The sequence below is a fragment of the Nocardioides sp. genome (assembly GCF_035703625.1).
Taxonomy (GTDB): domain Bacteria; phylum Actinomycetota; class Actinomycetes; order Propionibacteriales; family Nocardioidaceae; genus Nocardioides.
Map to the genome: position 1 here is coordinate 1 of NZ_DASSXS010000113.1, position 11,351 is coordinate 11,351.

The window sequence follows — 11,351 nt, forward strand, 5'->3', positions numbered from 1 at the left end:
GCCCAGCACTCGACCCGCGCAAGCCGAGCGAGCTGCAGCCCGGCGGGGAGGGCCGCGCGCAGGGCCGGGAGCGGGGCGAGGTCGCTCCACACCTCCAGCGCCGGTTCGACGACCCGCCACAGGCGCGGGTCGGCGGGGCCGGCATCCAGCTCTGCCGCGAGCACGTTGAGCGGGACGAGCAGCGCGCCCAGCGGCTCGGTCAGCATCGAGTCACCGAAGTCGAAGAAGCGAAGCTCTCCCCCGGCATGAAAGACGTTGTGGGCGTGCAGGTCGCTGTGGTTGAGGGTGACCGGCAGGCCCAGCGCAGCGACCCGGTCGACCCAGTCGGCGATGGCGGGCCGCAGCGCCTGCAGGGCCGCCGCCCGGTCGGCGGGAAGGGCCAACGGATCGTCGGGCGCACGGGAGCCGAGCTCGGTCACGCGTCGGTCGACATACGACATGGTGTCGTCGGGGGCCAGCGTCGTCACACCCACGTGCCTCAGCCGGTCGAGGGCGGGCGCCACCTCACGCTGGAGGTGGGCGCTCGCCGCGAGTACGGCCGCCCAGGCGTCGAGGTCCTCCCCGGCCGAGTCCGCGAAGACGGGACCCTGGTCGGGTGTGAGGAGGAGACCGCGGTCGGGATCCCACGCCGTCACCGGCACCACCCGGTGCGGTGACAGCTCGGACAGGGCGGCGACCAGGGACGCCTCGAACGACTGGAGCTGGCAGTTCTGCTTCGCGTAGTGGACTCCGGCGTCCACCGTCTCGACCCGCCACACCCCGGCCCAGACTCTCACCTTGGCGGGTACGACGGAGCGCACCTCGCCCACCTCACCGGCCACCCAGTCGGCGAGCTCGACCAGGAACTCCTCGCTCCGCCAGCGCTGGGTGTTCGAGGGCAGCCGCTCGCCCAGGTCGGCGTACCCCGCCTCAGCCATCCCGACGCTGCATCTCGCCCCGCTGCGCGTGCCCCATGGGGGACACCCAACCGGAGGGCCGGCCCCCGCGGCAACCAGCGAGCCAGCGCGGTAGGTGGCCGACCCACACCGCCGGCCCCGGGTTGTGGCCCGGGCGCACATCGACGCACCCGCCGCCTGCGGCGACCATGACGGTCATGCGCTGCTCCGCACCCGCCGCCGTGACGGCACTGCTGGCCCTGGTCCTCGCGCCACTGTCGTCCGTCGCCGCGCCGCCCGAGGTCGCCTCGGCGGGCGACCGGCACTGCGCCCGGATCGGCTCGGTCGACGTGCCCCGCGCGCCGATGCAGAAGGTCGCCTGCCTCGACGACCTCACCACGTCGTCGACGGTGCTGACCGGCCACACCGACCTCTCCGACTGGTCCGGCCTGCACGCGCCGGGCACCCGCAACCCCAGCGGCGTGCCCGGGATCCAGGTCGACGGCTACTTTCCCGACAGCTCCACCTCGAACGCCCGGAACGGGTGGAACCACGACTCCCAGTTCGTGATCCGGCTGCCCGACGACTGGAACGGCCGCCTCGTCGTCAGCGGCGCCCCCGGGACCCGCGCGCAGTACGCCGGCGACTTCATCTTCAGTGACTGGCTGCTGGCGCGAGGCTTCGCCTACGCCAGCACCGACAAGGGGAACACCGGGACGGGTTTCTACCGGGACGGACAGGCACCCGGCGACGCCGTCGCCGAGTGGAACCACCGCGTCACCCAGCTGACCCGCGCGACCCGGGAGGTCGCCCGCCAGCGGTACGGCTCCCTCCCGCGCCGCACCTACGCGTTCGGCATCTCCAACGGGGGCTACCTGGTGCGCTGGCAGCTGGAGAACCACCCGAGGCTCTTCGACGGCGGCGTGGACTGGGAGGGGACCCTCTACCAGGCACGCGAGCCCAACCTGCTCACCTACCTGCCCGTCGCGCTGCGCCGCTACCCGGCGTACGCCGCCACCGGTGATCGCGCCGCCCACAGGGCGATGATCCGCGCCGGCTTCCAGCGCGGCTCGGAGTTCACCTGGGAGTACCACTACGGCGTCTACTGGGACCTCACCCAACGGCTCTACCGCGAGGAGCTCGACCCGTCGTACGACGGCGCCCTGGAGGCGGGCGTGCCGTTCTGCCAGAGCGGGACACCGCGCTGCGACGCGGACTACGACTACAGCAGTCGGCCCCGCGCGCACGCCGCGCTGCGGAAGGTCGCGCTGACCGGTGACCTCCACCGGCCCATGCTGACCCTGCACGGCACCCTGGACGCGCTGCTGCCGATCCGCACCGACTCCGACATCTACTCCCGGATGATCCGGCGCCACGACCGTGGCCCGTTGCACCGCTACTACCGGGTGCCCGACGGCACGCACGTGGACGGGCTCCACGGCGAGTACGGCGACCGGGTGCGCCCACTGCTGCCCTGCGCGCGGCGGGCGTTCCTCCGGATGACTGCCTGGGTCGAGCGCGACCGGCGTCCACCGGCCAGTGCCACCCTCACCCGCCCTCCGGACGGGGCCGACACCGTGAACCACTGCTCGCTGCACTGAGCGGGACGACAGAGGGCCTGACGCGCGAGATCTCTCGCAGGTCAGGCCCTCTGGGTGGCTCCCCCGGTTGGACTCGAACCAACAACCCTCCGGTTAACAGCCGAATGCTCTGCCAGTTGAGCTACAGGGGACCGCTGTGACGCGGGCACAGGTTAGCAAGGCTGCCGACGGGCGAGAAAATCGGCCGCGTCGCAGTCGTTCAGGTCGGGCCCACCTCGTCGCGGGCGGCGGCGAGGGCTGCCTCGGCAGCAGCGCGAACGTCGGCGTCGTCCGGGTCGACGCCCTCGTCGTACTCGTAGAACCAGGCGATGGGCCGGTCGCCACGGGGTGCCCGGCGTGCGACCACCCGGACGCCACGGCGGCCGTCGAGCGGCACATGCCGCTGGAGCACGACGCTCGCGGTGACCCGCTCGCGCACCAGCTCGAGCAGGAGGCCGGGTTCGTCGATCTCCAGCGTGTGGACGACCAGCTCCTCGCCCCAGGAGCCGACCTCGCTGATCCGCAGCCGGGAGTCCTCACGGTCCCAGTCAGCCGACTTCACCTGCTCCCAGGGCAGCCGGGTCTCCCCCGGCACGCCGGGCCCGACGATGTAGAGCGCGTCCCGGGTGCCGGCCACCACCGGGCCCGACGACGACTCTGCCCAGGCCAGGACCTTCTCCCCTGCGTGAACGTCGACGGGCGGTCGGGTGCGTCGCCTCACGACGCCCCGACGGCGAGCTCGCGCATGCTCCGCCGGTGCTGCTCGAGGGCGACGAGCTCTCCGAACATCCGGTTGTAGTCGGCGGTGTGCTCGACCGGGTTGGTGCGCTGCAGGCGCGACTTGAGGTCGGCGATGCGGCGCATGGCCGTCAGCTCCAGCAGCCGGTAGAGGTGAGCGGCGACGTAGCTCGGCTCCGGCTCCTTGGCGGTGCGCAGCGGCTCGACGCCGAGGGCGCTGATCGCCGAGGACACAGCCGGATCGGTGGCGGTGTCGCGCAGCCTGGAGGCCCAGCCGGGGTCGTTGGCTCCGGCCGCCGGACCGCCGGCGGCGGCCACCATCTCCCAGACGGCGCGGTAGGTCGGGTGGGTGAAGTCGTTGGCACCGACGTCGGCGGCGGACCGGCCGACCGTCGCCGGATGCTGGATCACGAGCTTGAGGGTCTCGCGCTCGAGCGAGAAGCGGGGGTCACGCAGGTCGGGGACCTGCTCGCGCGGCGGTCCGGCGGGCGGCGCGGTGTCCGAGGGGGCCGCCGACGGGGCGGCGCCGGGGCCCGGCCGCTGCTGCTCCTGCCGGGGACGCTGCGTCGATCGCTGGGCTGCCCTCCTCACCTCGGAGCGAGCCTGCTCGATGTCGACGCCCACCATGCCGGCCAGCTCACGGGCGAACGCCTCGACCTTGGACTTGTCGCGGATGCTGGCGACCAGCCGCGCGGCGGCGCGTACGGCGTCGACCCGGCCGTCGGCGCGGTCGAGGTCGAACCCGCCGACGATGTTCGCCAGCACGAAGCGGTAGAGCGGGACGCGGCGGGCGACGAGCTCGCGCACCGCGGCGTCCCCCTTCTGGATCCGCAGGTCGCACGGGTCGAGGCCGTCCGGCTCGACGGCGACGTAGGTTTGGGAGACGAAGTTCTGGTCTCCGTCGAAGGCGCGGAGCGCGGCCTTCTGCCCGGCGGCGTCGCCGTCGAAGGTGAAGATCACCTCTCCGCGGAAGTCCTCGTGGTCGTGCAGGAAACGGCGCAGGACCCGGGCGTGGTCGTCGCCGAACGCCGTGCCGCAGGTCGCGACCGCGGTGGGGACGCCCGCGAGGTGACAGGCCATCACGTCGGTGTACCCCTCGACCACGACGGCCTGGGAGGCGCGGGCCATGTCGCGCCGCGCCAGGTCGATGCCGTAGAGCACCTGGCTCTTCTTGTAGATCGGGGTCTCGGGGGTGTTGAGGTACTTGGCCTCGATCCGGTCGTCGTCGAAGATCCGGCGCGCTCCGAACCCGATCGTGTCGCCACTGGCGTCGCGGATCGGCCATAGCAGGCGACCGCGGAACCGGTCGTAGGCCGAGCGGCCCATCGCGACGAGCCCGCCGGAGACCATCTCGTCCTCGCGGAAGCCCTTCTGCCGCAGGTGGGTGAGCAGCGCGTCGCCGTCCCGCGGCGCGAAGCCGATGCCGAACCGGTCGGCCGCCGCCTGGTCGAACCCCCGCTCGTGCAGGAACCGGCGGGCGGCGAGCGCATCCGGGGTCTCGAGCTGCCCCGCGTAGAACTCCTGAGCCACCTTGTGGGCCTCGACCAGCCGGCCCCGGGCCGGGCCCCTCGGACGGTCGTCGCGGACGTCGCCGTCCTCGCGCCGGAGCTGGACGCCGTACTTGTCGGCCAGGCGCTCCACCGCCTCGACGAAGCTGAGCCCGTCGATCTTCATCAGGAACGTGAAGACGTCGCCGCCCTCCTGGCAGCCGAAGCAGTGCCAGAAGTTGCGGCCCGGGGTGACGTGGAACGACGGCGACTTCTCGTCGTGGAAGGGACAGAGGCCCTTCTGCGACCCACCTCCGGCGTTGCGGAGCGTGACGTAGGAGGAGACGACCTCGTCGATCGGCGCCCTCTCGCGCACCGCGGCGATGTCTTCCTCGCGGATCCGGCCGGCCACGTCGCGGAGTCTACGGCGCCGACGGTCGCCCCCACGGGCGCCTCCACAACCGGTCCGCATCGAGCGTCGGCGGTTCCCCTGGTCTGGACCACCGTGCTGTAATGCGGATCACAGTCCGAACTCTCGGAGGACGCATGCCCCTCGTCGTGCACCCGTTCCGCACTGCCCTGACCGCTGCCCTTGCCGCGCTCGCCGTCGCCTCCCTGCCGGGAACCGACGCCTCGGGCGAGCCCGCCGGCGCACCGGCCGCAACACTCTCCACTCCTGAGCTCCGGGAGACCAGCCGCCTGTCCGACCGGCGCTCGCTCGTGGTCGGCGACCGCGCCTACGCGATGAGCACCGCCGACGGCCTCTACCCGGCCTCCGGCTGGCACATCCGCGGCGAGATGGGTGGGGTGTGGACCCCGCCGATCAAGCTCGTCGACGGCATCTGGCTGCGCCTGGCCGGCCAGTGGCTGGGCGATCCCCAGGGCGCCGAGGCCACCGGCACGACCGCCGGCTGGGGCTACACCCGCACCGACTACGAGCCGGTGAACAACGTGGCCGTCGAGCGGACCGACTTCGTGCCCGACGGCGTCCGCGCCACGCTGGTGGGTCTCACGCTCACCTCTCCCAAGAGCCGGACCCTGCCGGTCGCGCTGGATGCCCACTCGGAGCTCATGAGCGCCTACCCGTGGGGCTGGACCACCCCGAACGCCGGGACGTTCAACCTGCGCGACACCGGCTCCTTCACCGGCGACGCCCTGCTGTTCCGGGAGAACGGCACCCCGCCCGTCGCCAACGCCACGCCCCACGACTGGGCCGCCCTGGTCGCGGGCCAGACGCCGCCGACCGGCCACGAGCTCGGACCCGACCACCGAGGGCCGCAGGACCCCGCCGTCGTCTGCCCGGCGGACGGCCCGGCGCCGTACACCTGCGACGACGGCGCCTTCGGCAAGGGCTCCGGCGGCCAGCTGCGCTGGGAGATCCGGCTCGAGGCCAACCGGCCCACGACGGTGTGGTTCGCCGTGGCCGGCTCGGACCAGGGTGTGCCGGCCGCACGCGCCGAGCTGACCAGGGCGCTGGCCGACCCGGCCAGGGCCCTCGCGGACAAGATCGCCGCCCGTCGGCAGTGGGACTCCCACACGAACGTCGACCTCCCCGGTGACCCGCTGCTGGAGCGCAGCATCGCCTGGAGCAAGCAGAACCTCGCCGACTCCGTGCAGGAGGTCCACGACCTGCAGCTCCGTCCGGTCAGGGAGGGCCGCGAGTACCCACCCGCAGAGGGGACGCTCGCGAAGGCGCGCTGGCTGGGCGCGGGCTGGCCCGACTACCCCTGGCTGTTCGGCACCGACGGCGAGTACACCGCGTTCGCGAGCGTGGCCATGGGCCAGTTCGACGACATCAAGGCCCACCTGCGAGCCCTGCGCGACGTCAGCGTCGTCGTGAACGGCGACAGCGGCAAGGTGGTGCACGAGGTCATGCCGGACGGGTCGGTCTACTACGGGACTCTCGACTCACCGGGCAACACCGACGAGACCTCCAAGTACCCCAGCGCGGTCGCGCTCGTGTGGCGCTGGACCGGGGACGACGCGTTCCGCGACGAGCTCTACCCGTTCGCGGTGCGCAACATGCACTACGTCGTGGACCGTCTCGACGCCGACGGCGACGGATGGCCGGAGGGACTCGGCAACGTCGAGCGTCCGGGCATGGGCGAGGAGAAGCTGGACAACACCGTCTACACCATCCGCGGCCTGCGCGACCTCGCCGACCTCGCCCGCAGCAAGGGCGACTCCGCCACCGCGACCTGGGCCTCGCAGCGCGCCGCGGCGATGGAGGCGGACTTCGAGCGGGCCTGGTGGTACGGCGCCGACACCGACCAGTACGCCGACTCGATCGACCTCGCGGAGGACCCCGGCAACGACAACACCAGGATCCTGCAACGGCACTGGATCGGGGTGACCCCGATGGACGCGGAGCTCGTCCGGCCCGGCCAGGCGACCCGCCCGCTCGCCGGCGACGCCCATGGGCAGCTCGCCCTGGAGAAGCGCCAGGAGCCCTGCTACTCCGGCCTCTACGGGCTGTTCCACACCGGCACCGGACCGACCAGCGCCGACGGCGGCAACCGCGGGCCGACCTGCGACTCCGCCGAGTCGACCGTCCAGAGCGAGCGCTCGGTCTTCTCCCTCAACACCGGCATCATGGCGGTCGCCGAGGGCAACTTCGGCCGTCTCGGCACCGACGAGCAGCAGCGCTACACCACCGGCAACGCGCAGATCCAGCTCGACCCGAAGGTGTGGGAGATGCCCGGGGCCATGCCCGAGATCGCCCCCAGCCCCGACTTCAAGCCCAACATCGACCGTCCGCTGTACGACCGGTCGATGGTGCTCCAGGCGTGGGGCACCTACGGCACCCTGTGGCCGGTGGTGCACCACCAGCTCGGCATCAGCCCCGACCTCGGGCGCGGCGCGCTCTCGGTGGTCCCGCAGGTCCCGGACGGCCAGAGCCGGGTGGCGGCGACCAACGTCCGGCTGGGCGCGGGGTCGGTCGACGTGACGGCCCAGCGGAGCGCGAGCGCGCTCACGACCACGGTCGTCCGGCACCTCTCCGCCGACCTGCTGATCGGGCACGTCCTTCCCGAGGGAGCCAGGGTCACCAAGGTGACGCTCGACGGCGCCCCCGCCAAGTACGACGTGCGGGCCACGGCCCGCGGCCGCGAGGTCGTCGTACCCGCCCCTGCCGGGGCAGGCGCCAGCACGCTGGTGGTGGGCTACCGCTAACCGGCGCCGGCCCGGAGGGCCGTTTGTCCACACCCTGATCGGGCACGGGACCGTCGTGATGGACTTGACCGAGGTCGGCCTGCCCCCTGGCCGACGGAGGAAGGAGACACGATGAGGAAGCTGACGGTCCTCGTGGCCGGCGGAATCGGCTACGTCCTGGGCGCCCGGGCGGGTCGCGAGCGCTACGACCAGATCCGCGGGCTCGCGGAGCAGGTCAAGAACAACCCGAAGGTCCAGGAGACGGCGCACCAGGCCGCCGACGCCGCGCGTGAGCACGCACCCGCGGTGAAGGACCGGCTCCTGCCCTGATCAGGCAGTCGCGGCGTGGCCCGGTCGTGCCAGTGCGGCATGCCGGGCCACCGCGCTGGCATCGGTGAGGGAGGCGACCTGGTCGACGACGACCCGCCGCCTCGCCGCGTCGTCGGGGGCCGAGCGCCAGTCGTCGGCGAACAACGGGTCGAGCGCCTCCGGCCCTCGCTCGGCCAGTCCGGCCACCAGCTCCGCGACGAGCTCACGCTGCCGGGACATCACCGCCACCCGGTCGTCGGCCCGCATGACGTAGTGGGCCGCGATCCCCTTGAGCACCGCCATCTCGAGACGGGTCCGCTCCGGGACCACCAGGTCGGCGGAGTGTCGGACGAACGGTTCGCCACCCGACGCGAGCGTCACCTCCTGCACCGCGCCGCAGAAGCGGCCGATCAGGTCGCTGGTGAGGTTCTTCAGGGCGGCCAGGCTGCGCCTGCTGGCGTCGTACGGCGCCCGCGGCCAGCTCTCCTGCCGCGCCAGCCCGGTCAGCACCCCCGCCAGGAGGTCGTCGTCGGCGTCCGGCAGGTACCAGTCGCGCACCGTCTCCCACACGGCCGGGGGGTCGAGCCGGGTCAGCTCGATCCGGCCGGCCACGATCCCGTCCTCGATGTCGTGGACGGAGTAGGCGACGTCGTCGGCGAGGTCCATGACCTGCGCCTCGACGCACCGTCGCCGTCCGGCGACGTCACCGCGCAGCCAGGCGAAGACCGGAAGGTCGTCGTCGTAGACCCCGAACTTGCGCACCACGCGGGGTGAGCCGTCGGCATGCACGCCGGCGGGCGGATCGCCCTCGGCGCGAGGCCAGGGGTACTTCGTGCAGGCGTCGAGGGTCGCCCGGGTGAGGTTGAGGCCGACCGACCGGCCGTCGGAGTCGAACGTCTTGGCCTCCAGCCGGGTCAGCAGGCGCAGCGTCTGGGCGTTGCCCTCGAACCCGCCGACGTCCTCGCTGAGCTCGGCGAGCACCCGCTCACCGTTGTGGCCGAAGGGCGGGTGGCCGAGGTCGTGGGCGAGCGCGGCCGTCTCGGCGATGTCGGGGTGGCAGCCCAGGGCCCGGGCGAGGTCACGTGCCACCTGGGCCACCTCGAGACTGTGGGTCAGCCGGTTGCGGACGAAGTCGTCGGTCTGCGGCCCCACCACCTGGGTCTTGGCGGCCAGCCGGCGAGACGCCGCCGCGTGCACCACCCTCGCCCGGTCGCGCTCGAAGGGCGTGCGCTCGGGGGCCGCCACCCGCTTGGGAGGCTCGTCGACGAGGCGCTCGCGGGATGCGGCGTCGTACTGCTGGAGCGAGTCAGGCATCGGAGGTGACTCTAGGGGGCCCTGCCCCCACCCAGAAATGCGCTGACCCGCCCGAAAGTTTCGGGCGGGTCAGCGATGGGCGTCAGCGTCAGTACGTCGTCACGTGCACGTGGTCGTAGTGGTTGGCGGTCGGGGAGCCGCGGTCCTCCACGTAGCGCCAACCCTCGCTGGCCCGGTCGACCGACCAGATCCGCTGCGAGTACATGATGTAGTTGACGCCGAGCTCGGAGTAGTGCGCACGCACGAACTCCGCCACCTGCCAGCCGCGGTCGCCGCTGGTCATGATGTCGACGGCCAGGCCCTCGGCGTGCTCGCCGTCGCCGCGGAAGGTCCCGTAGCTGGTGATCTCGGGGAAGTTGGCACAGACGGCCTCGTGGACGGCCACGATGTTGGCGCTGACCCCGCTCGGGACGGAGGAACCGTTGGTGCAGGTGGCGTTCACGTCGCCACCGGAGCCGTCGGCAGCGACCTCCTCGACGGGCTTCTCCTCGGAGAGGTAGCCGGTGGTCACCCAGGCAGACCGGCCCTTCCACACCACCTCGTCGCGACCCGCGCCGTGGCGGCCGGTGACCAGGATCTTCTCCTCGTCCTGGAGGAGCCCGATCTTGCGCGCATCCTTGCCGGGCGCGTCCCAGACGTTCAGGTCCGCCGTGGCCCACAACCTGGTGTCGGCCTGGCGCACGGCCCGGAGCGTGGCGACCTTGGAGAGGTTCGCGTTGTACGCCTTCTGCAGGTTGACGAAGGCCTCACGCGAGTCGGACCGCGAGACCACGGCCTGGCGCTCGGCGCCACCGGCGTTCCCGATGCTCGCCCCGCTGCTGGAGACGAGAAGGTCGCCGGTCTCGGCATTGGACGCGACGACGCCGAGTCCGACGGTCGCCGCGGTGGCGAAGAGCGCGATCGGTCCGGCGACGAGATGTGCCTTGGGCATGCGGCGGGCATTGGTGTCCCGCTTGTGGCGATGATCTGCCACAGCGCTGATCCTTTGCTGTTGCTGTCGGGGGGTACGCCGGCGTCACTTGTGGCAACGGCCGGCGCGATCCATGACTAAAGCACACCCGCCGGACGGCTTCCCAATCAGGTACCGCGTTTTGGGCGGTGTTTCCCGTCACCATCCAGTCATCTGGCTGTTATCCACCCGTGACCTCGGCGGCGTCCTCCCGCACGTGGGCACCGCTGCCGTCCGCGTCGTCGAGCCACCCCTCGGGCAGCGCCAGCCGGCTCCGTGGGGCGCCCTGCCGCCCGCGCGGGGTGCCCAGCTCCGCCTCGGGGAACGGCTCGTCCGGGTCGAGCTGGGCCAGGAGCACGTCGAGCGCCGCCAGTGAGTCGACCAGGGCCAGCGAGTGCCGCAACGCACCGCCGGCACGGAAGCCCTTGAGGTACCAGGACACGTGCTTGCGGAACTCCTTGCAGCCGCGCTCCTCCCCCATGTGCTGCGACAACAGCTCGGCGTGGCGGCGCATCACAGTGCGCACCTCGCCGAGGTCGGGCAGCACGGGCGGGGTCGGCCCCCCGGGCGCGAAGGCCGCCGCCAGGTCGCGGAAGAGCCACGGACGTCCGAGGCAGCCACGACCCACGACCACGCCCGCGGCCCCGGTCTCCCCGACCATGCGGACCGCGTCGCCGGCCTCCCAGATGTCGCCGTTGCCCAGCACCGGGATGTCGACGTGCTCGACCAGCCGGGCGATGGCCGTCCAGTCCGCCTCACCGGAGTAGGCCTGGGCCACGGTGCGGCCGTGCAGCGCGATCGCGGCGGCCCCCTCCTCCTGGGCGATCCGCCCGGCGTCGAGGTAGGTGAGGTGGTCCTCGTCGAGGCCCTTGCGGGTCTTCATGGTCACCGGTACGTCGTACGGCGCGGCCGCGGCCACCGCCGACGCGAGGATCTCCGCCAGCAGCCC

General features: G+C 72.6%; 9 protein-coding genes and 1 tRNA gene. 3 read left to right on the forward strand and 7 right to left on the reverse strand.

The features are described 5' to 3' along the window. Window positions 1-917 (reverse strand): phosphotransferase (locus tag VFN12_RS05445; RefSeq protein ID WP_325117586.1); only part of this gene is annotated, 917 nt, incomplete at its 3' end. A gap of 176 nt (window positions 918-1,093) precedes the next feature. On the opposite strand from VFN12_RS05445, the gene VFN12_RS05450 reads away from it, so the two are divergent. Continuing rightward, window positions 1,094-2,476: a tannase/feruloyl esterase family alpha/beta hydrolase gene (locus VFN12_RS05450; protein WP_325117587.1), complete on the forward strand. Its 1,383-nt coding sequence runs from the start codon at window positions 1,094-1,096 to the stop codon at window positions 2,474-2,476. 55 nt (window positions 2,477-2,531) lie between these two features. On the opposite strand, the gene VFN12_RS05455 is transcribed toward VFN12_RS05450, so the two are convergent. From VFN12_RS05455 to dnaG, 3 genes are all read right to left on the reverse strand, one after another. Continuing rightward, window positions 2,532-2,607, reverse strand: a tRNA-Asn gene (locus VFN12_RS05455). Window positions 2,608-2,675: 68 nt separating this feature from the next. Continuing rightward, on the reverse strand, window positions 2,676-3,176 hold the full coding sequence (locus VFN12_RS05460; protein WP_325117588.1) for a hypothetical protein: 501 nt from the start codon (window positions 3,174-3,176) through the stop codon (window positions 2,676-2,678). After that, window positions 3,173-5,092: a DNA primase gene (gene dnaG / locus VFN12_RS05465; protein WP_325117589.1), complete on the reverse strand. Its 1,920-nt coding sequence runs from the start codon at window positions 5,090-5,092 to the stop codon at window positions 3,173-3,175. The genes VFN12_RS05460 and dnaG overlap by 4 nt, the downstream gene beginning before the upstream one ends. A gap of 134 nt (window positions 5,093-5,226) precedes the next feature. Here dnaG and VFN12_RS05470 point away from each other — a divergent pair, with 134 nt between their 5' ends. Next, complete coding sequence (locus tag VFN12_RS05470) at window positions 5,227-7,851, forward strand: glycogen debranching protein (RefSeq protein WP_325117590.1); 2,625 nt, start codon at window positions 5,227-5,229, stop codon at window positions 7,849-7,851. A gap of 111 nt (window positions 7,852-7,962) precedes the next feature. Further along, a complete protein-coding gene (locus VFN12_RS05475) occupies window positions 7,963-8,160 on the forward strand; it encodes a hypothetical protein (protein WP_325117591.1) in 198 nt (65 codons plus the stop codon). Here the strand turns inward: VFN12_RS05475 and VFN12_RS05480 are convergent, their stop codons facing one another. The 3 genes from VFN12_RS05480 to VFN12_RS05490 form a co-directional block, all read right to left on the reverse strand. After that, window positions 8,161-9,453 (reverse strand): deoxyguanosinetriphosphate triphosphohydrolase, encoded by a 1,293-nt coding sequence (locus VFN12_RS05480; protein WP_325117592.1) that lies wholly within the window; start codon window positions 9,451-9,453, stop codon window positions 8,161-8,163. Window positions 9,454-9,541: 88 nt separating this feature from the next. Beyond that, window positions 9,542-10,426, reverse strand: coding sequence for a mucin-2 protein (locus VFN12_RS05485; RefSeq protein WP_325117593.1), 885 nt, complete (start codon window positions 10,424-10,426; stop codon window positions 9,542-9,544). Between the two features lie 157 nt (window positions 10,427-10,583). Continuing rightward, window positions 10,584-11,351: tRNA dihydrouridine synthase (locus VFN12_RS05490; protein ID WP_325117594.1), on the reverse strand; the 768-nt coding region annotated here is incomplete at its 5' end.

Coding starts and splice junctions, on each gene's coding strand:
- VFN12_RS05475 (WP_325117591.1), top strand. CDS start 7,963: ATGAGGAAGCTGACGGTCCTCGTGGCCGGCGGAATCGGCTACGTCCTG.
- VFN12_RS05480 (WP_325117592.1), bottom strand. CDS start 9,453: ATGCCTGACTCGCTCCAGCAGTACGACGCCGCATCCCGCGAGCGCCTC.
- VFN12_RS05470 (WP_325117590.1), top strand. CDS start 5,227: ATGCCCCTCGTCGTGCACCCGTTCCGCACTGCCCTGACCGCTGCCCTT.
- VFN12_RS05450 (WP_325117587.1), top strand. CDS start 1,094: ATGCGCTGCTCCGCACCCGCCGCCGTGACGGCACTGCTGGCCCTGGTC.